Source organism: Limihaloglobus sulfuriphilus, from assembly GCF_001999965.1.
GTDB classification, from domain to species: Bacteria; Planctomycetota; Phycisphaerae; order Sedimentisphaerales; family Sedimentisphaeraceae; genus Limihaloglobus; species Limihaloglobus sulfuriphilus.
In genome coordinates this window covers 3,389,256-3,413,246 of record NZ_CP019646.1, presented here as the reverse complement: position 1 = coordinate 3,413,246, position 23,991 = coordinate 3,389,256, and the positions used below count along the sequence as shown (strand labels likewise).

Annotated in this window: 14 protein-coding genes; 4 read left to right on the top strand and 10 right to left on the bottom strand. The window is 49.5% G+C overall.

Features of this window, described 5'->3' with window-relative positions; translation table 11 throughout:
* Positions 1–5 precede the first annotated feature (5 nt).
* The 3 genes from SMSP2_RS13095 to SMSP2_RS13085 all read left to right on the top strand — a co-directional run bounded on the left by SMSP2_RS13095 (position 6) and on the right by SMSP2_RS13085 (position 2,956).
* Complete coding sequence (locus SMSP2_RS13095) at positions 6–827, top strand: ABC transporter permease (protein ID WP_186804924.1); 822 nt, start codon at positions 6–8, stop codon at positions 825–827.
* A 33-nt stretch (positions 828–860) separates the two neighbouring features.
* On the top strand, positions 861–1,718 hold the full coding sequence (locus SMSP2_RS13090) for a glycine betaine ABC transporter substrate-binding protein (RefSeq protein ID WP_146684488.1): 858 nt from the start codon (positions 861–863) through the stop codon (positions 1,716–1,718).
* A gap of 62 nt (positions 1,719–1,780) precedes the next feature.
* Positions 1,781–2,956, top strand: a complete 1,176-nt coding sequence (locus SMSP2_RS13085; protein WP_146684487.1) for a hypothetical protein — start codon at positions 1,781–1,783, stop codon at positions 2,954–2,956.
* 102 nt (positions 2,957–3,058) lie between these two features.
* On the opposite strand, the gene SMSP2_RS13080 is transcribed toward SMSP2_RS13085, so the two are convergent.
* The 5 genes from SMSP2_RS13080 to SMSP2_RS13060 all read right to left on the bottom strand — a co-directional run bounded on the left by SMSP2_RS13080 (position 3,059) and on the right by SMSP2_RS13060 (position 13,095).
* A complete protein-coding gene (locus SMSP2_RS13080) occupies positions 3,059–4,864 on the bottom strand; it encodes a sodium:solute symporter family transporter (RefSeq protein ID WP_146684486.1) in 1,806 nt (601 codons plus the stop codon).
* Positions 4,865–4,901: 37 nt separating this feature from the next.
* Complete coding sequence (locus SMSP2_RS13075; protein ID WP_146684485.1) at positions 4,902–6,332, bottom strand: glucosidase family protein; 1,431 nt, start codon at positions 6,330–6,332, stop codon at positions 4,902–4,904.
* A 94-nt stretch (positions 6,333–6,426) separates the two neighbouring features.
* Positions 6,427–7,800 (bottom strand): DUF4434 domain-containing protein, encoded by a 1,374-nt coding sequence (locus SMSP2_RS13070; protein WP_146684484.1) that lies wholly within the window; start codon positions 7,798–7,800, stop codon positions 6,427–6,429.
* Positions 7,801–7,956: 156 nt separating this feature from the next.
* Positions 7,957–12,168 carry a discoidin domain-containing protein gene (locus SMSP2_RS13065; RefSeq protein WP_186804731.1) on the bottom strand — a complete coding sequence of 1,404 codons (4,212 nt, stop codon included), beginning with the start codon at positions 12,166–12,168 and terminating at the stop codon, positions 7,957–7,959.
* Between the two features lie 90 nt (positions 12,169–12,258).
* Entirely contained in the window at positions 12,259–13,095 is an 837-nt protein-coding gene (locus SMSP2_RS13060) for a type II secretion system protein (protein ID WP_186804730.1), read from the bottom strand.
* 227 nt (positions 13,096–13,322) lie between these two features.
* Here SMSP2_RS13060 and SMSP2_RS13055 point away from each other — a divergent pair, with 227 nt between their 5' ends.
* Entirely contained in the window at positions 13,323–14,513 is a 1,191-nt protein-coding gene (locus tag SMSP2_RS13055; RefSeq protein ID WP_146684481.1) for an AraC family transcriptional regulator, read from the top strand.
* A 77-nt stretch (positions 14,514–14,590) separates the two neighbouring features.
* On the opposite strand, the gene SMSP2_RS13050 is transcribed toward SMSP2_RS13055, so the two are convergent.
* The 5 genes from SMSP2_RS13050 to gltB all read right to left on the bottom strand — a co-directional run bounded on the left by SMSP2_RS13050 (position 14,591) and on the right by gltB (position 23,810).
* Positions 14,591–15,529 (bottom strand): hypothetical protein, encoded by a 939-nt coding sequence (locus tag SMSP2_RS13050; protein WP_146684480.1) that lies wholly within the window; start codon positions 15,527–15,529, stop codon positions 14,591–14,593.
* Positions 15,530–15,759: 230 nt separating this feature from the next.
* Entirely contained in the window at positions 15,760–16,539 is a 780-nt protein-coding gene (locus tag SMSP2_RS13045) for a DUF7901 domain-containing protein (RefSeq protein WP_146684479.1), read from the bottom strand.
* A 152-nt stretch (positions 16,540–16,691) separates the two neighbouring features.
* Entirely contained in the window at positions 16,692–17,492 is an 801-nt protein-coding gene (locus tag SMSP2_RS13040; protein ID WP_146684478.1) for a DUF7901 domain-containing protein, read from the bottom strand.
* Between the two features lie 335 nt (positions 17,493–17,827).
* Positions 17,828–19,255 (bottom strand): glutamate synthase subunit beta, encoded by a 1,428-nt coding sequence (locus SMSP2_RS13035; RefSeq protein ID WP_146684477.1) that lies wholly within the window; start codon positions 19,253–19,255, stop codon positions 17,828–17,830.
* Positions 19,248–23,810 carry a glutamate synthase large subunit gene (gene gltB, locus SMSP2_RS13030; protein WP_146684476.1) on the bottom strand — a complete coding sequence of 1,521 codons (4,563 nt, stop codon included), beginning with the start codon at positions 23,808–23,810 and terminating at the stop codon, positions 19,248–19,250. The genes SMSP2_RS13035 and gltB overlap by 8 nt, the downstream gene beginning before the upstream one ends.
* Positions 23,811–23,991 lie beyond the last annotated feature (181 nt).

The following is a 23,991-nucleotide window of genomic DNA, read 5'->3' as shown; positions in this document are numbered from 1 at the left end:
AAAAAATAATAGATATAGGCAAATACGTAGAATCAGCTGTAAACTGGCTGACAGAAAACTTTGGCGGATTCTTTGACTTTATACGAATGATAGGCAACGGCCTGATCGAAGGTGCGGAGAGCGTGTTGATGTTTACACCGTTCTACGTCCTCATCTTCTTGCTCGCTCTGCTAGCCTTCTTCAAGGTCGGCAAAGGCATGGCGGTTTTCACTGTAATAGGCCTGGTATTTATTTACCTGCTGGGCTTCTGGGTGGAGACGATGGAAACGCTGGCTCTGATAGTCACATCGACATTTGTCGCTCTGGTTATTGCTATACCGCTTGGGATATTGATGTCAAAGAGCCTGCTGGCGGAGAAGATAATCCGCCCGATTCTGGACTTCATGCAGACAATGCCGGCGTTTGTGTACCTGATCCCGGCAGTGCTGTTCTTCAGCATCGGCAAGCTGCCAGGCGCTTTTGCCACGATCATCTTCGCTATGCCGCCGGCAGTGCGGCTTACATCGCTGGGAATAAAACAGGTTCCCTCCGATGTGGTTGAGGCGGCACGGGCTTTTGGAGCGACAGGCACGCAGCTTCTATTTAAGGTTGAGCTGCCCCTGGCGCTGAAGACCATACTTACCGGAGTAAACCAGACGATCATGATGGCGCTTTCCATGGTGGTAATCGCGGGAATGATTGCCGCCGGCGGATTGGGTGAGAAGGTGCTCGAGGGCATCAACAATCTCAATATCGGGCTGGGCTTTGAAAGCGGCCTCTCCGTTGTGATTCTTGCCATTATCCTGGACAGAATCACCCAGGCCTTCGGCAAACAGGAACATGAATAAATTTAATAATTGTTAAACAAAGAAAGGTAAAAAATGAAATTGAAAAGTTTAGTTATTGTAATTGCGGCCTTGATGGCAGTATTTGCAGGCTGTAAGACTGAAACAGCCGAGGAAACTAAAGAAATCACACTCGCCTATGTCGAGGGCTGGGCAGAGGGCCCTGCAATGACGTATGTCATGAAAGATATGCTCGAGAGCAGCGGCTACAGCGTAACTGTTCAGAAAGCCGCCGTTGACCTGATTTTCGCATCGATGGCACGCGGCGACGTGGACGCGTTTATGGACACATGGATGCCCGTTACGCATGGCGAAAAAGTAAAGAAATTCGGCGAGAAGATAGTCAAGCTGGGAACCAACTATGACAGTGCCCGCATCGGGCTGGTTGTGCCTCAGTATGTTACGATCGACTCGATAACCGAGCTTAACGACAACGCTGAAAAATTCAACGGCAGGATCGTAGGTATCGACAGCGGTGCCGGCATCATGAAGAAAACACAGGAAGCTACCGAGAGTTACGGCCTGAAACTTGAGCTGATGCCCTCTTCCGGTGTTGCTATGCTCAGCGAACTTCAAAAAGCTATCGGCGAAAACAACTGGATCGTGGTAACCGGCTGGTCGCCGCACTTCAAGTTTGCCCGCTGGGAACTGAAATACCTTGAAGACCCAAAAGGCACCTACGGTGAAACAGAAACAATTGAAACCTGGGCCAGACAGGGACTCGAAACGGACGACCCGTTTGCAGCGGAATTGCTGGCTAACTTCACGCTTGATGACTCTCAGATGAGTGATCTTCTTCTCAAGATGTCTGAAGCAAAGGGCAACGAAGCCGCTGTCGCAAAACAGTGGATAGCCGACAACAAGGCTTTAGTTGACAGTTTTATGCCGAAATAAACACTTTGATAAACAACGTATAATAAAATGAGTACTATTATTGAAAACAAAGGAGACTATTTGTGCTTAACAGCAAATTGAAACTTGCAGTTCTACTATGTCTTTTTACGGCTGTATTTGCAGCTAACGGCGATGATTCCCAGGAAAAAGACGGCCTTTATGTAGGCCCGTTGAGAGTCGGGGGAGCTTTCAGGCTCAACTACGTGTACAAAGACTGGGATGAAACCTATAAAGACCTGGGTGAGTTTGCCTTCGATACGGCGAGAATAAATCTTGACCTCGAAGACGAGAACGTCATAGGTTCTTTTGAATACCGTTTCTACCGGGACAAATTCAGTGACGGGCATGACTACAACATGCTTCATCACGGCTGGCTCGGCTGGCAGGAAGAATACTGGAACATCAAACTCGGTGTTCACAGAGTGCCCTTTGGCATTCTGCCCTACGCATCTCATAACTGGTTTTTCCAGCTGCCCTACTACGTAGGACTGGAAGATGATTATGATCTCGGTGCCAAGTATGAAACCTGGAAAGACGGCTGGAATTTTCAGGCGGCCTATTACGTCTCAGACGAAGGCAGCTGGAACGGAGACAGCGAAGACTCGGCGCGATATTCTTATGACCTGGTAAAAGAAAACGGTGCCGGCAATGAAGAGCAGAACCAGGGCAACCTGCGTTTGACACACACCTGGCAGCACAGCGAAGACTGCAGCACTGAGCTGGGCGGCTCTCTTCAGGCAGGAGGAGTGCACAACGACAATACCGATGACCACGGCACGCACTACGCCGCGGCAGTGCATCTCAACGGCAATTACGGACGCTGGAACACCATGCTCGAAGCACTGTACTATAAGTATGACGTTGACGGCGACCCCGTACTGGACGACAAAGACTACGTGCTGGTCGGTGCCTATGATTACCCATACCAGATCGCGGCAGAAGCGGCGATTTACAGTGCCGGCGTAAGTTATACTTTCCCGGTTAATTTAGGACCGGTAAAGTCCATGACGCTGTACAATGATTTCAGCATCATGACTAAGAGCAAATCCGATTTCAGTGATACTTTACAAAACGTTGTCGGATGTTCTTTTGCTGTTAATAAGTTCTTTGTTTACGTAGATGTAGCTTCGGGCAAGAACAACCCGTGGCTCGGCGGGCCATGGAACAACGGCCTCAGCAACGGCGGCAAAAAGGGCTGGTCAACGCGATTCAATGTAAATATTGGATACTACTTCTAAATTACCCTTTAAAAAAAAGTTAAAGAGCTTTTAAGCGGCAGGGCATTACACCCTGCCGCTTTTTTTACCGCAATAGCCGGCGGTGTAATAATCAAAGGATGCTTACATCTCAAGCCGGCGCATATGCCAGGAGAAAAGCCTTTTAAACCAGTACGCAAGCGCCGCCATGACAATAAACATAACTGCGGCAATTAAGTACTGGCCTACATATAGCTTAGAGAGCCCCATTATCAAAAATGATGTCCAGACCACTCCAACAACAGCGACAAATAAACCGCCCGCAATCAGACCCCGCGGCTGCCGCCAGGTATAACCCTCTCTCAGCAGTTCATCGCTTACAGGCTTCCAGTAACCAAAAGGTTTGGCCCGTTTATAGAAATCCTTGAGCACTTCCATACGGTGCGGCTGTGTCATGAGGGTAACCGTAACCCAGACAAATGCGTTCAGGACGATGGCAATAAGTGCCTTAAACAAGGCCAGCTGCTGCTGCATTGTCTCGCTTTGGGCCATTCTTTCCTGCCACCACGGGAAATTGCTCAGAACATATCCAAGAGCAAAGTAAATTATAGGCCCGCAAATGTTGGCGCTGAGCCATGTATAGATATTAGTTCTCCACCACCACCACTGCGCCCAGCCGACGAGATTGACAGAAGCCAATACGCCTAATACAGTTATAGCAATCCCTAAAAGGCTTTTGGAGTAGTAAACCACCGCTATCGAGCCAACCATCATAACCAGCATTACCAGCCGGCCGATCCATACGCCCATCCTGCGGTCAAGACCCTTGAAAATAGGGTGTATTATGTCGTTTACAATTGTCTGAGCACCGTAGCTTAGATGGCTGCTTATCGTTGACATTACCGCCGCGGCCAGTGCGGCAAGCGCAAGCCCCCTCAAGCCTACCGGCAGAAATTCACGAAGCATAACGCCGTAAACCTGCTCTCTCTCGGAGGGCTCGGCGTTGTAAAATTCCGGGTTATGCACCAGTGCTCCAAGGCTGGGAAGGGTAATAACAAGCAGCAGTATCACCAGTGAGATGGTTGTCCAGACACCCACCTTGACGGCTTCTTTGCTGCTTTTAGCCGAGATAACCCGCTGGCCTTCAAACCCGACATTGCCGCCGATACCCAGGGTTGGAATAATCAGCCATGCCAGAACTATCAGCGGATTTAAAACGTTGCTGTCTTTCGAGGGGATTACCGAGAGTATATCGCCGCTTCTTTCGCCGAACAGATCAATTATATTCTGGGTTAGCCCCGAAGGGCCGCCGAATTTTATCAGTACTATCGCCAGCAAAACCAGACTTGATATCAGTATGACAATTGTCTGGACAAAATCAGCGATCAAGACCCCCGCAAATCCCGAAATCCAGACATACAGAATGAGAATCGGCAGAATTGTCAGCAGTGTTAAAGATTTGCTTTCAAATCCAAGAAACGGGGAAAATATCATATGGATTCCCAGCAGACCGGCACCGATCCAGGGTATCATCCCAAAACAAACAGAAAACGCCGAGCTGTACATACGCACAAATGTGCCGGCCTTCCCGCCGAATCTTACCTTAAAGAACTCCGGACCTGTGCAAACGCCCAGATTTCTCCAGCGTTCAAAAAACAGCATTCCCGCAAGAAAATACGCCAATGTGAATTTCGAGAGGTAAAACCAGCAAACCGGCAGACCCACCACAACGGCCACCCCGACATAAACGGGTGCCACATCGGCATTTATAGCTGTAACCGCAAATGAAATACCGTTGAGCCATGCGGGCATCTTCCTGCCGGCGAGAAAGTAGCCTTCTTCATCTGATGTACTGGTTTTGAGTATCTTATTAGCGCAGATTCCAAAAATAAAAGACGCTAACAGGTAAAAAGCGACAATGACAATATCTATCATGTTTTCTGTTATCACAAATATACTCCGGCTCTGTGCCCTTTAAGAAACTGTTCTAATCTTTAGCTATTTTAAAGGATATATCTTTAATATCTGATTTCTTCGCGTCAAATTCATATATATAGTATCCGGCATATTCCTTTATTTTTGCCGGCTTCGAGTTGACCATAATTCGGGCATCATCGACAACAGATTTACGCACCTTTATTTTCGCGCTGCCGTCTATAGCCGCGGTAATCTGGAATCTGCATTCATTATCCTTTACGGCAAGAGAACCCTTCACCATTCGGCAGCAGCCCTCTATATCGAAATCAAAACAGCAGTTATGAATCATCAGGTGCTTATCGTTGGTCTCCCACGCCGGATTGGGTTTCATTTCGCTAAGGATTCGGGAGATATGAGTCTCTGCCTTTTCGAAATCCTGCATCTTTATAGCCACTGTGCTGGTGGATGGCCATTCGAGGTCCGTTTCGTGCCATTTTGGATGGTTTTGATTGAGGTTTTCCCAGACTTCTTTGGATTGCTTCATATCGGGGGAAGTTACATACCAGAGCATCGGCCATATCTGTTCCTGGGTGTCGGGATACATTCTATCCCACCTGCAATGCTGTTTTTTCCCTTTGACATCTTTAGCCCAGTAGTACCATTTTTCCTGCTCGTTCCACAACGAGAGTATGCTCTCTTTCATATCCTGGGCTATTTGTTTGTAATTTTCACTGAGGAAATGGTAATTCCAGACCTTGTAACTGGCAAAATTGCCGTCACTTACCCTCTCTTTGATGACACTGTCCAGCACCTCAAAAATGCCCGCCAGTGCTTTGATCTGATGATAGACCTCGCAGACATCCATCAGGTATTTAACCTTGTAGTTTGGGTGGCAGTAGGTCAGGCTGTCTCTGAAATCATAAGTGGCTATGATAGAATCACCTATGAGCTTGCATCCGTCGGCGTAATTTTGCAGAATCTCAATATCGCCTGTGAGCAGGTAATAATTATACGCTGTAAGTGAAACCATCGGCCCGTCAGAATCGGAGGCATCATAACCCGGGCCGCCGGCATTGGAAAGCGACCTTTCCTTTGTGTAAATGTGGTCTGTTATGACGCCGTTTTCCTTGCTCTGATCATAAAACGTGCCAACAATACCCCATCTGTCAGGACGGACGTTTTGCCTTTCAAACCAGAAATCAACAAATTTTTTCGCCGCTTCGAGATACTCTTCTTTGCCGCTCATCTGATACGCCTTGAGCAGGCCTAACGGCCCGAAAGTGTATGTGGTCATAAAAACGGGGGAGCTCTGGCCTTCTTTTATAACATAGTTGCCTATGCCGCCCTCTTCTATCTGGCTCTCAAGTATCATATCGGCCAGGACTTCTATCTGGTCATAAAAACGGGGAAAGCTCTTTGCCGAATCATTTGTCTCGGGAACCGCTCCGGCCGCTGCCGCCATAGAAGCCAAGCCAAGAAATGCAAGCATCTTGATATTCATATACATTATCTCCATATATTGACTGCGTATAATCTCTTGCAATAGTGCTGCGAGATCAAAACAATTTAAAGTTTAAACTTTGTATCAGGTTATGTCAAACGAGTTTATCTTTTACATATTCAAAATATGCCTTGTACAGCTCAACGGCATCATCGCCGCCGGGCTGAATCTTTGCCCAGGGGGCACTCATCATGCCCGGGAACTGGTAACACATAATCTTTTCAAAACCTGAATATCTCACCAGGTCAGACTTGATCTGCTCAATTGGCCTTGGATAAAGCTCGCCGCGGCTTCCAAAAAGGAATATTTCCATATCCAGCCACAGGCGGCTGCCGGTTGCGTCGCACATCTTCTGATAAAACTCGGCCGCTTCAGGGCCGCTCATATCAGTAAACGGCATTCTCTCAAAACCAAACGGGCAGACGATATCAAGATACTTGAACAGCTCCATCCAGTATTTTTCGCCCTTTTTGAGCCAGTGGCAGTTCGGCGCCAGCATGACGGGCTTGCCCGGAGTAAGGCTGTTTGTGAAATCATGAAAACTCTTGAAGAAAGCGATTATATCTTTGCGGTACTTCCTGATCTGTTCTTCGCTGATATAATCCAGGTCAAGACTGCCGTAAGCCTCTTCGGAAACGTACCAGCCATAAAAGGATTCATACCCGCCGTAAAGACGCCATACCTCTTGAGCAACTTGTTTATGCCACTCCAGTGATTCAGGTGTAAAATCAAACCAGGCATACATACCTATCCCGACGAAAACATACATGCCCAGCTCCTGAGCCTTTTCGAGTATAGCCTTAAGAGCATCCGGGCACGCCACATCCACCCTCCCGGGATAAAGCTGCGAGGGATAAAACGCCTCTCCCTTGTAGCCTTTGCGGGGGATATCATGCTTGCAGGCGTATTCCTGATGCCTGAATATCTCCTGGATGACTATAACCTCTACGCCGCACTCATGCATTGAGCTGACCATCTGGTGCCAGTCGGCGGCGGTCATCTTTTTGATATCATCCTGCCACCTTGCCCCTTCTATATCACTCCAGTGGCATATGCCGCACCAGGAACCGTCTATCATTCGGGTTGATCTTACTCCGGTTTCAACTATAGAAAAATCTTTTTCGACAGACTCAACAATTTTCCCGTTTTGAGTAACCAGTGCAAAAAGTTTATTCTTACCGGTTAGCCCTTTGGTTTCAAGATTGAATTTTACCAGCTCGGTCCCGCCTGCTTCAATCTCGACTTGCCGGCTGTAAACCATATTCTCACTATCCTTTCCGTTGAGGTAAAAGGATATCCCGGCACCGGCATCATCGTTCAAACCGTTCATAAATCCGGCCCTGACCTCTATCGGAACTATACTGCTCACGCGCCCCGGCGGCAGCATGTGCACCTGCACAGTTAATTCTTTTTGTGCCGCCGCGGCCTGCACCGCTGCATCTGCGTTGATTGCTGTTACATCAGACATTAAATTTTCCCTGATTAAATTAAACTATAAACTATAAATAAATACGTTATATCAATTTTTAAAAACAAACACTCTCCCTGTACCCGCTGCCTTAGCCTTACAGCGGGTTTACTCCAGTTGCAAATGGTTAGAAATAAATATCCGCAGAAAGAGCGGCTACTCACGAGCCTGATACCGATAAGAATTCAGCCATTCTTCGACCATATCAGCCACTAATTCTTCCCGGTCTTCAAACCAGTCCGCCGAAAGCATAGCAAAATCGGCAAGGTTAATTTCACCGTCAGCAAATGCATCAGTTTTCATGAACTGACGTGACTGAACCTGCTGATGAATCATAAAAGCACTCTGAAAATGCTTGTTTATATAACCCGTTGTGTCCTGATATTTATTCTTCTGGTAATTTGCATAGGCGACTTCATCGTAGCCGGTGCCGTATTTACCGGCACTGACTGTCGCGAGCACCCACCCCGAAGAAATACCATCTGCGGGAATTCCCTGGGGTATGAACTGATCAACAGATGACTGCCAGATTGTCTTGGCCCTGTCCTGATTTTCAAGTACATTCTTTATCATGAACATCTGAGAATCGCCGTCAGCGTAAACCTCTGACCAGCTGGTGGAAAGAGAACCGCTTGAGCTCTTTGCCCAGGCGTATCTGTTGTCCTGGCTCAGATACATTGTCTCCAGTCCAGCCTGTGTCTGATCCGCGGCGGCATTCCACGCGGCGTATTTGTCACTATCGGCTGCCGCGAATGCCAGCATAGCCGCGTTTTTGTAGCCCAGTACCACTTCGCTGTTATCCATCAGATACTTGAAACTCGAACCGGGTTTCGCGTATGTCAGATGGTCAGCAGCATCAAGAGTAAGCTCCATCGCACCGACAATCGTCTGAGCATAGGGCCATACCCAGTTGACGAAATCAAGATCCAGCGTCCTGGCATAGTACATATTAGCCAGTGAGAGGAATTCTGCCGCGTAAGAGTCGGTCGAATCACATTCACCTGTAGAGGTATAATCGGGATATTCTCCGGTATGCACCATAACAGTTCCGTCCGGCTCGAGATGATCAACATACCACTGCATGTAGTCTCTTGCCGCGGCCAGATACGCAGGGTCAAGCTCTATATCATACGCCAGTACCAATGCCTGAGCGGCATGGAGACCGAAATACGGCTCGATCCACAATGAATCGCCCTCGTCAAAGCTGCCGTCTGCCGGCTGTGTCATAGCGATACCGCCGTCGGGCAGCTGCCGGGCCATGATCGACTGGACATCGTCCTGAAGGCAGACATTGTAAAAGCTGTTTGAATTTTGCCATATCTTGGTTATGCCGCCTACGGCCCTGTATTGAACGGTGAGAACATCACCAACGTTTGAATACTCGGCAAGGGTCAATTCCACGCAGTTTCCAAGGTCTTCAAAGACCTCTGCGGCGAGAATTGTATGCCCTTCAATATTAAAGTTATCCGCTGTTATTGCCGCCGAACTTATATCCTGATCAAATACCGCTGTTATAGAAAGCGGTTTGTTGAATGAGGAGAAGCCCGCACATACGATCTCTGGAGCTGTCTCTGAACCGGCTTCGTGGAAGATAATCTCACCAATCATGAACGGCTTGTCATCAGTTGGGTCATGCAGGATATCAACACGGACAAAACGCGCCTGCTGGGTTGAAGCAAGGCCGAAGAACTGCACCTGTGATGTGAACGGCTCGGCAGAATCACTGAAATCAGTTATCTCGCCGACTTGAGTAAAGTTTTCACCGTCCATACTTGTATAGATTACGGCAGAACCCGGAGCCATAAGATCCCATACCCAGCCGTCGCCGACATGGGTGCCCTGTCCGAGGTAAGATATGCCGACATCAGCAAGCTCAACTGTATCACCCAGGGAAATATCTACGGTTACATTGTCTCCGGTGTCGTATTGAATCCAGCCTGGGTCACCGCTGTTACTCGCGGGAATATACCCATCTATAAGTGTCCTGCCGGTCAGGTCCGGATCGATCCAAAGCGGCTCCTGGCTAAGCGTATAGGACATATCGCCGACCGCAAAGAACATTACCTCTGATATCTTAACCTGTTCAGTTCCGCTGTAAGAATCGGGAACGATAGTAAGCCTTACATAGCTGCCCGACCCGCCGGGTGTCTGGACAACTCCCAGATGCCCGCCGTAAGAATCAGGCAGATCAGATTTTACATAGGGGTCTCCAAAATCAACACCATTATCGCTGAACTGCACCCGCATTTCAGCGATGGTCATCGACCAGGAAGTCCAGGCCGAATAGTTGAGGCCTACTGATTCAACAGCCCTTGAGCCGGCAAGGTCAAAGTCTATAACAAGCTCTGGTGTTTCATCTACTTCAAAACTGTACGTAACCAGCCCGTCACCGTAGAAGCTGTCGTCGGCGGGAACTCCGTTTACCAGCTCACCGCCGGAATCGGAGAAGTTCGCAGGTTCTACATTTGATGTATATGTTATATCGCCGGCCTCGCCGAAGCCCACTTCTGTCAGCTTGAGAGCGGAGCCGGGAGTTGTAAAGGTTACCTTGACATACCTGCCGTAAGCTCCCGGAGTCTCAACACTAACGCTGTAATCTGTAAAACCGGCAGATGTGCTGTCGATGTTTTCGAGCAGGTAGCTCTGATTGTATGCTGAGCCGTCTTCGCTGAATTCCACAAGTACCGTGCTCAGGTCAAGACCCCAGGCCCCTGCTATATAATCGACGTTCACAGACGCGATGCCTTTGGGCCCGTTCAGGTCGAATACTATCGGCACAGAAAAACCGGTAACGCCGGGCTGATATTCAACCGCTGTGGCTGTATCACCGTCGGTCAGATCAACAACGTCCATGCCGTCACCGTTGAAGACTGTTGTGTATCCCGATATATCTGTATATGTTATCGGCGTCCCCTGCTCTGTGAACAGGATTTCACCCAGACGAATCACGCCGCTGGGGGCGTTTGTTTTTATTATAACTTTTGCGTGTGTGCATTCTATGCCTGCCGCGGCCTCTGTGACCCTGTACATTCCGTCAGCCGTTTCAAAATCATCTATAAAGATATAGCTGCCGTATGTTTCGCCGTCGCTGCTGAACATAAACAACGCCTGGCTCGGGGCTTCAATACCCCAGACACTTTCCGCGTCATAGTAGAGGCCGACATTTTCGAGGCTCAGCCCGCGGCCGAAATTGAAGTCAAACTTATACGTCCGCTTTGCCGAGAAGAATTCTACCCAGTTGGCATCATAAAGCTCTGTCGGCAGAAAACCGTCGTAAAGATCAATCCCGCTTTCATCAGGAGCGGTATAATTCGGCTCGGGATCCGATGTATAGTAATCCGGTACGGGATCTTCGTTTTCAGCTGTGGGTATTATAAACGCCACCTCGCCGATCATCATCTCACTCTGTGAATACTCCCCTCTTGTACCCGGGGTAATCAAGAGCTTGACGTATCTTGCAGTGATATCCGGACAGTTAAGATCAACGGTATGCCCGCTGTCAGCGGTCTGGTCAAAGCCGTCATAGAAGAAAGAATCGCTGAAAGATGCGCCGTCTGTGCTGAACAGAAATTCCACTGATTCAGGCGCCTCAATATACCATGCACTTACAATAAGAAAATGGAACTTCAGGCCGCCGATTTCCTGCTGGCTTCCAAAATCGAAGACAATCTGCTGGAAACTGTCAACCGTGCGGTAGCCAACCCAGTCGCTCGAATACGGATCGCTGGGCTCCATAATGCCGTTTGTCAGGTCGTTATCGTTGTCTATCGCGCTTGAAGGCGCCGGAGTAGCCGTGTAGCTTGCAACCGAGATTGTGAAATCAGGCTCAGCCACCGGAATAACCGTCTCGCTGAACGCTATCTCGGATAGTACCATTTCATTGCCGCTGCCGCCGGGCGTCAGGACAACCTTAACATAACGGGCACTGTTTTCTCCAAGGCCGTATTCCTGTGTGCCCGGGGTCTGGTCGCCGCTTACGTAGTCGGTATTGAACTCATCGTAAGTAACGGGCTCTTCGGTATATGTTACCCCGTCTGAGCTGAAATAAAACTCAACCAGAGCAGGGGCCTCTACTCCATAAGTAGAATATGTATAATAGCTTATCTGGGCGGAACCTATGGTCTCCTCCGAGCCGAAGTCAAAAACTATCTCCTGTGTATCGGCACCCGCCATATTGTAATCTACCAGCCCGTCATCCTGCCATACTGCCGGAACAACGCCGTCAGTAAGCACCGCCACCTCATTCTGAGGGTCTGTCTTCGCACCTACATAACTATCTACAGAAACGACATAGCTCGGCTGGGGCAAAGCGCCCATCGCGGCGGAAATTACCCCTGCAAACATCATTAAAGTCACAAACTGTTTCATAATTAGTCTCTCCATTTTTGAATAAAATAAAATCGGCACATGCTTAATGCCGCCAAAACCATTTTTTACCGCCCGTTGCAATCTTATATCTTAGTGATCCCAGAAGTAGTAGCACCAGCGAGGTGTCTCGCCGCCCTGGGGCTCTCTGTCAAAATCCTCCGGCTCGACAGAAACACTGCCGTCAACCCAGCCCATATTGGCACTGCCCATCATAAAGGTCTTACCGTTATAAGTGGTCTTTTTCTTATGGTGCCACCTGGAAACCGACTCTACGCCGTAAACCGTCTTAGGCTCAAAAACCGTATAGAAAGCCGGCTGTGTAACATAATAGAAATTGTCCGTAAAATATACGGTCTGTCCCGGCTGCCTCACTTTCGCCAGCCTGGTTACGCCGTGCGTCCAGGCATAGGGGTTGTCGGGGCTGTTAAAGTAGTAGTATCTGGGATCGGGAGAATTTCCGGGGCTTTCGCCTCTGCGGTCACCGTTATAATCGGTAGTAAGCGTCATCCAGGCGTTTGAGCCGTATGTGACCTTTTTGCTTCTATCCTCACTGGAAAGGTCTCCGCCCCAGTCGAAAAACGCCTCCGACTTCGCCCCCGGACACGCCATAACCTTACCCGGGTCAGTGTCCGAGCTGGCGATGTATCTCTCTAAGGAACCTGGATTTGGGAAATTATTAACTCCCGATGACCAGTTATCCTTTGTCAGGTAATCTCCCTTGCACCAGGTTACCGGCACACTCCAGCCGTCGTTGTCCTCTGCCCAGAGAACCGCGCCGAGAACTATCTGCTTTAGATTAGAGCGGCACACGGCGGATTTGGCCAGATCCCGCGCCCTGCCAAGAGCGGGAAGCATAATCGCCATAAGAAGTGCAATGATTGAAATGACTACAAGAAGCTCAATTAGTGTAAATGCTTTTTTATTCATGTTACCAACCTGTTTATTCATAACTGTTACTAATTTTATGAATTTGAACCAAACAATAACGATGGACGAACTGCACACCATCATTTCTTACAGCATAATATATGAAATAATAACAACTCTTACAAAGCCAATTTTCGACAAATAACCGCCATTTTGAGACATTTTATCTTGACCGATACTTTTTGAAGGCTAAAATAAGCAAATCGATTGAATTTTGAGGTTACGACATGATTACAAACCTGAAAAATGTGATGATAATGGCATCTCGTTACGACTCGTTCGGCAACGATTTGATCCAGGGGGTTATAGAATACTCCAAATTCCGCGGCAACTGGGCCTTAACAACCGAACTGCCGCCGTACCTGGCCAGCTATCATGATGAGGGATTGAATTATTCTCTCGAGAACTCGGGTTTTGACGGGGTAATAGCATATATCCCAAACCGGCATGAGGCGGATAAAATCCATTTCGGCAGCCTTCCGGCAGTTATCGCACATGATACACAGGAAAGCCTCAACCATGAGATACCTTATATCACCTGTGATAATATGGAGATAGGCAGACTGGCATCATCTTTTTTTGATGAAAGGGGCTATAAAAACCGAGGTTTTTTCGGTTTTAAGAATTTCCAATGGTCAGTTCAGAGGCAAAAGGGTTTTACAGAGGCCAACCGCCGCGAAAAAATCAAAACTGATTCTCTTTTGATTGAATCGTCGGAGTTCAAGCCCGAGAATGAGCTGGAGAAAAAGGTGCTCCCCTGGCTCAGAAAGTTACCCAAGCCTGTATGTATCCTTTGCGGCAATGATGACCTGGGCCTTTACCTGATAAAGGTGTGCAAGAAATACGAGATGAAAATCCCTGATAACATCGCAATACTGGGTGTGGATAACAACGAGATAGACTGCAACCTGACCACGCCGTCACTTTCAAGCATTGCCTACAACAGCAAACGTGCCGGCTTCCAGGCCGCCGAGACGCTTGATCTGCTGATGGCGGGCAAGCCCGCTCCAAACAAAAAGATTGTAATATCGCCGATCAAGGTCGTGGACAGGATGTCAACAAACGCCTATGCCGTAACCGATACCGACGTTATCAGAGCACTGAGTTTCATCAAAAACAACAGCATGTCGCCGCTGCAGGTCACAGAGGTCGCCGATGCCGTAAACCTCTCGAGAAGGACTCTTTCCCGCAAATTCAAAGAGCATATCGGCCGAACGGTAGCAGACGAAATCAAACGAGCGCAGATAGACGCGATATCTCACATGCTGATAAATTCGCACATGAGCGTCTCGGAGATCGCGTTTAGAATCGGCCTCAATGACTCAAGCCATATTTCGAGATATTTCAAAATGAACACCGGCCTTACGCCTCTGGAATACAGAAAGCAGTTTTCCGGCAAGAACATCCACCTCTCCTGAATCACAAGGAGAGCTTTCATACAATCGCCATGTCTTCAATAGCGCTGACTGCCTGTAAACCAGGTGTTATATCTGCCTTACATTTTTGTAATACGCTTCATAAACACTGCCGCGGCAAACAACAGCAGCCCCGACGGTTCGGGTACGTTGTGAAAAACGGAGACATTGCTGCTCATTCCCGGAATCTGAGGGTCTTCGTAGGGATAGGCAAATCCGTAATCGTTTTTCAGCTCTGCGCCCCAGTTGCTGATCTTGAGCGAGCTTGAACGGTTAAACAGCAGGTCACTGCCGCTCTCAAGCAGCACTGAAAGCGGATGATCCGGTGACAGCGGGTAACCAATTTCAAAACTGATAATCCTTGATACCTGCTCACCCTGCGGGATGTCGCCAAAATCATAAACCGGAACAATATACGCTCCGTATGGCTGAATACCCGGCTCGTTTTGGGGCGACCAGCAGTACCAGCCCAATTTATCAGGCTCAACCGCTATCAGCGGGATCTCAACATCAAAATACGGCGAGCCGCCTTCGCCGCCGGCATCGAGCCAGTTTCCCAGAGAAACAGGTTCAAAAGCGAATTCAACCGCCACCCTGGTATCGTAAAGGGTTCCTGAGTACATAGTCTGTGTTGAGAGGCTTTCATTGTGGCTGTTGGCTCCGTCTGCCCAGCCGGTTCCGCCGCCGGGAGTGTCGTTTCTGACTGTGATACTCATGTCAAAACGGACAAGATCACCGCCGGAATTTGTGTAGGTCTGGGCAACAATGCTTGAGATTGACCGGTGAATCGCAAAGCCGCCGCCGGAGCCGGAAAGATTGTCATAGAATTCGTGTGTACCAAATTCCTCCGCTCCGCTGCTGATATCCTGAAACCACTGCCCCTGCACAGAGTGAGGGTCACCCTCGGGCCCGCTCCAGCTTTCAAAAGGGACAACAGGCGGTTTGCTGATCTGCAAAGAGGGCGCAGCGATAACGCAGGCCGCTGATACCGCAAGTACCACCAACATAATTCTTCTCATTTTCTTTCTCCTTTTTTATTGAACAACTTCTTTGACCGCTCAAGGCGGCGCAATTTTGAACACGCAAACGGGTACCATACCCTTGCGGTTCTTTAATATATACATCTATACAAAACCTCCGCAGGCAAAACACCCGCGGAGAATCTGTACATATCACATATCTGTTCTGCGGTTCATACTATTCTTTATCGATATGAACCTTTATTTATGTTACAATCTTTTACACTCTGTTATTTTTTCCTAATCAGCAAAGTCCCGATTGCCATAATTAGCACACTTGCCGGCTCGGGGGTGATAACAAATGCCAGATCAATAGAGTTCGCAGACGGATCTGGGATTATCGGATTAATAAGTTCAACCCATTCGAGATTACTTGAATCCCACCATACTGAGTCATCATTCCAGTTTTCAGTAGTTTCCTTCCAGCCTGCCGTCAGGATTGGTTCGTAGTCCGGACTTCCAATGTCTTCTAATATCTCCAGGCCTAACCAGTAAATAGTACCTTTTTCCTGAGGAAATGGGTTTTGGATATCTGTTATGTTTACCTGATCCCAGGTTACATGGTTATCAGCAATGAAGGAATCTTCATTAATATTGTTTGAAGGAGTAAGCCAGTCTTTCAAGCCTGTATCATCCAACCGCAGGAGGTTAAACTCTCCAGAATCAAAATCTCTGCTCCATTCCACGTCTCCGGGCACACTGTATCCAGTCGAAGACTGATCTGCCGGTATATCAGAATAAATATTTACTGAAATCCGGTCGATCTCAACGACTTGATCATCATGCCATGATATCCAGAAGTGAATGTCATCGACATTACCGGTTTCGCTGCACTGCCAGTCATCGGCAAGAATAGAACCTTCAAATCCCACGTCAATTCCGAACTCATCAGGCGTTTGAGCCGAGTGCATTTTGTGGTTAGTCGGGTTATCCTCTGGGATTGGAACCCAGTCAGCGCCTGCAGCCCAGACAAACAACAAAATAAATGAAATAATGGTAAGTTTTTTCATCGTGCTTTCTCCTAAAAAAACAAAAATCGTGGTATAAAATCTCTTTACATTACTATCCCTGAACACACACAGACTCCCCTTACAGGCACTGCCAGCAAGGAGGAGTCTGAAAACATATATGCACTTTTTCCATGCTGTGTTGTTTTGGTTTCTTATCTTTTTCTGATAAACAAACCGCCGATCGCCAGCAGGGCGATAGTCGCCGGCTCGGGGGTGATAACAAATGCCAGATCAATAGATGTTCCGAGTTCGGGGTTTACAAGTTCTGTCCAGTAGAGGTCCGGATAACCGTCTGGAGGATCAATATTCATCCAGACAGCGTCATCGTTCCAGTTCCGGTCGGTCTCTTTCCAGCCAACAAATGGAGTCGGCTGCAGGACACCTGATAGGTCTTCTGTAAAGATCTCCAAACCAAGCCAGTATATGGTTCCCTCTTCCTGGTTGAACGGCTGCATCAAATCTGAAATTTTTGTGATATTGATCTGTTCCCACTCTTCATGGTCCCCCGCCTGCCAGGGAATAACTGTTCCCGGCTGAGTCGGATCGGTCGGAGCTACAAACCAGCCTTGCTCATCCGGCAGCATGGGCCTTCTCTCAAACTGGCCTAATGCAAAATCAAAATCCGCATCCCACAAAGACTGCCCCGGCATACTGTAAGTTGTAGGATCTTGCGGGTCTGCGGGTATGTCGGAAAAGATCGTAACCGAAATTTGGTTTATCGGCTGAATCAGATTTTCTTTCCATGAAACCCAGAAATGAATGTCATCTACCGGTCCTGTCCATGTGCACTGCCAGTCATCAGCCAGCATTGTCATAGCAAATTCAACATCCAGGCCCTGAGGTTTTGGTTCTTGAGGCCAGTGCATCTTGTGGCCGTCTCCCTCGTCCCAGTCTGCGCTGACTGCGAACACAAAAAAAGTAATTAAAGAAATGAATAATAGGTTTTTCATCATACAATCTCCCGATAAAATACCTTGGTATCAGAGGTGCAAGACGTTGAAGAATTGTTTTCTCCGCCGCCGCACGCTGCGACGGCTTTTTCCTAATCGTAGTTTACGTTAAACACCTTGAAGCCGGTTGTCAAGCAAAAAACAATTTTAACGTTTTTCTAAAGCCTTGATTTTATTGAAACAGTTTGTGGAAATTGAGTTTAGAAAAGAATTATATTTTTGAAAACAAACTCGCTTTTCGTCCCAAAATGCTTTTATATTTGAGTTCCGCTGCCCCGTTTGGCGATATTTCAACGGGGCAGCGGATAAATTCACGGGATATCTTGACTGCCGTTATGTTATTCGGCTAAGAGCCGGTTATCTATTCCCTCTGCGGTTTTTCGTCCGTCGGCAATGGCTCTAACCACCAATGAAGCACCCATAATACTGTCGCCCGCGGCAAAGACACCTTCACGCGAAGTCATGCCGTTGCGGTCAATAACGATATTGCCCCGCCGGTCGGTTTCGAGCTCAAACTCATCCACAAGCCCCGCGTGTTTTGGGTGAACAAAACCCATCGCCAGAAGCACCAGCTCTGCCTCTATTTCAAACTCACTGCCCGGGACTTCCTTCATCTGCCAGGCGCCTTTGCGGTTTTTACTCCATTCTACCTCGACGCATTCGAGCCCGCGAACCCGTGTCTCTGTACCGAGGACACGCTTTGTGCTGACAGACCATCGCCTTGTGCAGCCTTCTTCGTGCGAGCTGGAGCTGCGCATTGTCGCCGGCCACATCGGCCAGGGTGTTGACGGGGGCCGGCTCTCCGGCGGCTTGGGCAGTATCTCGAATTGAGTTACGCTCTTTGCTCCCTGGCGGTTGGAAGTGCCGACACAGTCGCTGCCGGTATCGCCGCCGCCTATGACAACTACATTCTTACCCCTGGCGCTGATAATCTCTTTATCGTTTACGGCTTCGCCGCAGATAATTTTGTTCTGCCGGCCGAGAAAATCCATCGCGAAATATACGCCGTCAAGCCCGCGGCCCGGTACGTTCAAATCCCTTGGAGTTTCGGCTCCGATTGCCAGGCATACCGCATCAAACCGCTTGAGCAGATATTTTCCGGTGATATCCTTGCCAACATTGGTATCGGTCTCAAACTCAACACCCTCGCCGGCCATCTGTGCAATCCGGCGGTCAATCACCGCCTTGTCCAGCTTGAAATTGGGGATTCCATACCGCAGAAGCCCGCCCGGCGCCGCGTCTTTTTCAAATACCACGACCGAATGGCCTGCGCGGGCAAGTTGCTGGGCCGCCGCCAGCCCTGCCGGCCCCGAACCTATCACAGCAACCCGCTTGCCGGTTTTTCTCTCGGGCAGTATCGGCTTTATCCAGCCCTGCTCAAAACCATACTCAACGATCGTGTATTCGATATGGCGTATGCTTACAGGATCCGTGCACAGGTTAGCCGTACACGCCGTCTCGCACGGCGCGGGGCATACCCGTCCGGTGAATTCCGGGAAGTTGTTTGTTGCGTGCAGTATCTTGCACGCCTCATGCCACTGCCCGCTGTAAACGTACTCGTTGAACTCCGGTATCCGGTTTACTACCGGACAGCCGTAGCCGTGACAAAACGGGACTCCGCAATCCATACACCGTGCCGCCTGTGAGCGAACCTCGTCGGGGCTCAGCGGAAGCATGATCTCCTGAAAATCTTTTATCCGCTCATCGATAGGCCTGTGGCTTTCAACTTCGCGGCTGTATTCCATAAATCCGGTTGGTTTACCCATTGTTATAAACCTCCTCTGTAGCAGGACTGTTGTCATTGCTTCTCTGGTCTCTGTTCTTGAGCCTCTCGAGAGCCTTTCTGTAATCGACCGGCATTATTTTCACAAAACGCCCGACCATATCTCTCCACGAATCGAGGATGTACCGGGCCTGCTGCGAGCCGGTTTCTTCATAGTGACGTGTAATCATGTTTTTGAGCAGGGTCTTATCTTCATCATGCCAGACGCTTTCCAGATCAACCATATCCAGGTTGCAAAGCGTATCAAAAAGCTGAAGCTCATCAAATACATACGCCACGCCCCCGCTCATGCCCGCGGCGAAGTTGCGTCCGGTAGAGCCCAGAACAACTACCACGCCGTTTGTCATATATTCGCAGCCGTGATCGCCGACGCCTTCCACCACCGCGGCGGCCCCGCTGTTGCGCACGGCAAACCTCTCGCCGGCAACGCCGTTGATGAACACCTCGCCGCCGGTCGCTCCGTAGAGCAGAGTATTGCCGACGATGATATTCTCATTCGCTCTAAAACGCGAGCCTTGCGGGATCTTGACAATTATACGCCCGCCCGAGAGCCCCTTGCCTAAATAATCGTTGGAGTCGCCGATAAGCCGCAGGGTGATGCCTTTGGCAAGAAACGCGCCGAAACTCTGGCCGGCGGAGCCGTGAAAAGTTATATCAATCGTGTTATCCGGCAGACCATCAAGACCGTATTTCTTTACAACCCTGTTGCTCAGAATTGCACCCGCGGTCCTGTTCTGGTTACGTATTTTCTCTTCTATGATAACCGGTTCCGCTTTTTCCAGAGCGGCCTTTGCCTTATCGATGAGCAGCCAGTCAATATGGTCTTTGAGTTTGTCGGCCTGTTTACCTGCCAGACGAGGCAGCCGGCCCTCTTTTATTTCCGGGCGGCGAAGGATCGCGGAAAAATCCAGCCCGCGTGCCTTCCAGTGCTGGATAGCTTTAGTTGTTTCAAGCAGATCAACGCGTCCGATTATATCTTCCAGCTTAGAGAATCCCAGTTCAGCGAGAATCTTGCGTATATCCTGGGCAACAAGCATCATGTAGTTTACCAGGTGCTCTGGTTTGCCGGCGAAACAGCAGCGAAGTTCCTTGTTCTGTGTAGCGATACCCGCCGGACATGTACCCAGATGGCACTTTCGCATAAGCACACATCCAAGGGCAACAAGAGCGGACGTGCCGAAGCCGTACTGGTCGGCGCCGAGCATCGCGGCTATAACAACATCGCGGCCGGTGCGAAGCTGGCCGTCGGTTTGAACTCGAATACGCTCGCGCAGGCCGTTCATGATCAAGACCTGCTGTGTCTCTGCAAGTCCGAGCTCCCAGGGTATGCCGGCGTGCTTGATAGACGAAAGCGGAGTTGCGCCCGAGCCGCCGTCGCCGCCGGAAATCAATACCTCGTCGGCATTGCCTTTGGCAACGCCCGCGGCGATAGTGCCTACGCCCACCTCGCTTACCAGCTTAACCGAGACCTTCACACCCGGGTTGCTGCATTTGAGGTCATAGATAAGCTGTGCCAAATCTTCGATGGAATATATATCATGGTGCGGCGGCGGAGATATCAGAGATACGCCGGGCGTGGAGTAACGAAGTTTGGCGATCTCGTCTGTTACCTTATGCCCGGGCAGGTGTCCGCCTTCACCGGGCTTGGCGCCCTGTGCCATCTTGATCTGTATCTCTTTGGCGTGGGCAAGGTAGTTTATTGTTACACCGAATCTGCCGCTGGCGACCTGCTTGATCGCGCAGTTCTTTGAATCGCCGTTCTTTTCCGGCTGATACCGCTCAACGTCTTCACCGCCTTCACCGGTGTTGCTCATGGCACCGATCCGGTTCATGGCGATTGCCATGCACTCATGCGCCTCTTTGCTGATAGAACCGTGGCTCATGGCACCTGTGCAGAAGCGTTTTATGATATCTTCTGCCGGTTCAACTTCTGAGATGTCAATTTTTTTGCCCGGCTTGAATTCAAACATAGAACGCAGAGTGCAGAGAGTCCTGTGATAATCATTCATCTCATCACAAAACTCCCTGAAAGCCGCTTTGTCATTCTGCCGAACCGCTTTCTGCATATTCGCGATGGCAGTGGGCGTCCACATATGTTTCTGCCCCTTGTCACGGTAATAGTATTCACCTCCGAAGTCAAGCTGCGGCTCCATTTCTCTGCGGACTTTAAAACCGTCCGAATGCCTCTTCACCGCCTCCGCGGCAAGCTCTGCCAGGCCTATGCCCTGAATCCGGCTTACTGTGCCGGCAAAATATTTATCGACAAGCTCTCTGTTAAGGCCGACCGCCTCAAAAAGCTGGGCGCTGCGATAGCTGCGAAGCGTCGAGATACCCATTTTGCTTATTGTCTTTAGAATACCTTTCTTTACCGCCGCGATATAATTGTCGATCATTTTATCCGGATCGATTCCAGAATCTACTATGCTCTTGTTTTGAAGCTCGGTAAGGGTTTCCAGTGCCAAATACGGGTTAACCGCATCGGCCCCATAACCGCAAAGCAGGCAGAAATGGTTCACTTCACGCGGCTCGCCGCTTTCGATTATTATACCCGCCTCGCCTCGAAGTCTGTTTTTGAGAAGGCCTTTGTTCAGAGCCGAACACGCCAGAAGAGCCGGTATCGGGGCTTTATCCTCTGATACGCCGCGGTCACTGACTATTATAATTGATACGTTATTCTCTCTTATCTCTCTGCTCGCCGATTCCACAAGCTCATCAAGAGCGGCTTGAAGAGACTTCTGCGGCCGCTCGCCTCTCGGGTCAAACAGTGCCGGCAGGGTAACAACCCTGAAATCATCTCTGTGCGCATCACGCAGACGTTTCATATCTTCATTTGTCAAAACCGGATGCGGTATCCTTAACTGCCGGCAGTGCTCTGGAGTCTCGCTGAGAAGATTCCGCTTTTTGCCCACATAACTCATCAGCGACATTACGAGACCCTCACGCAGCGGATCTATCGGCGGGTTGGTAACCTGGGCGAACATCTGCTTGAAGTAGTTAAAAATACTCTTGGGCTGATCAGAAAGCACCGCCAGCGCCGCGTCATTGCCCATAGAGCCTACCGGCTCCTGGCCGTTGGCCGCCATCGGGGCAAGAATCATACGCAGCTCTTCGGCGGTGTAGCCGAAACAGCGCAGGTGCTTGTAAATAATTTCGGGCGGAACGGTTACTGACTTCGACGAATCGAAGAGCCCCCTAAGCTCAATGCGGTTATCATTGAGCCAGCGGCGGTATGAGCGCCGCCGGGCGATTTTTGCTTTTATCTCATTATCGGTTATTATCCGTTTTTCACTCGTGTCAACCAGGAACATCTTCCCCGGCTGAAGACGCCCCTTGCGGCGTATCTTCTCCGGCGGCAGATCTATAACTCCAACCTCACTGCCGATTATGACGGTATTTTCGTCTGTTACAACATAGCGGCACGGACGCAGCCCGTTGCGGTCAAGGGTTCCGCCGAAGATTGTGCCGTCTGTAAACAGAATAGCCGCCGGCCCGTCCCAGGGTTCCAGGATTGAAGCATGATATTCATAAAACGCTCTTTTGTCTATACTTATATGATACGACGGACCAAAAGCCTCGGGCACCATCATCATCATCGCGTGCGGCATACTCCGGCCGGCTTTGCACAGCATCTCAAGACACATATCAAAGCACGCAGAGTCGCTCGCCTCCGGATCAAGAACCGGCACGATATCGCTTATCTCATCACCGAAAAGCTCGCAGCTCATGCGGTTTTCGCGGCTCATCATGTGGTTTCGATTGCCGCTGAGCGTGTTAATCTCACCGTTATGGGCGATACACCGGAACGGATGCGCCAGCGGCCAGCTCGGGAACGTATTGGTGCTGTATCTCTGATGCACGATTGCTATCGCGGTTTTCATCTCCTCATCAGCCAGGTCAGGGTAATACGAAAACAGCTGATCAGCCATAAACATACCCTTGTAGCAGATTGTATTCGATGACATTGAGCAGATATAGAAATCTTCTTTTGCCTCGGGCAGTTTTTCTGCTATGAGCTTCTCGCAGCGCCGGCGTATTATATAAAGTTTACGCTCTCTCGCCGCCGCGTCATCCTGATTGAGCGACATAAATATCTGTGCTATATGCGGTTCAGCCGAAAGGGCAATCTCCCCCAGACAGCCGCGGGATACCGGCACATCACGCCGGCCGACAAGCTCGACTCCGCCGGCGGTTATTGTTGAGCTGATAAGCTCGAGACATTTATCACGCAACTGCTCCTGTTTGGGCAAAAATACCATTGCCGCGGCGAAGTGTTCCTTTGCCGGCACGTCCATGCCCAGCTTTGCCAGCTCAGCGGCAAAGAAGCTGTACGGCATCTGCATAAGTATTCCAGCGCCGTCGCCGGTAACCTCATCAGCACCGGCGGCTCCGCGGTGATGCAGATTTACGAGCAGCGTCTTGGCCTGTTCAACGACCTTGTGTTCGGCGTTTCCGTCGATGTTTATAACGGCACCTACCCCGCAGGCGTCATGTTCAAACCTGCGGTCATAGAGACCCTGGTTTTCTGGTAATCTATTCATTTGTATGCTCTGTTTAAGTAATATTTTCTCTGGCGGGTTTTATGTGAAATCCGCAAACATTGATTTGCAGGATTCGGGGAATCGCCCGCTATTGCATGATGTGCAAAATCCGCGCCAGATAAACACAAAACTACGTATAACCATGTTTCAAAAGGCTTTAGCCTTAAAGAAAGTCTCAGCG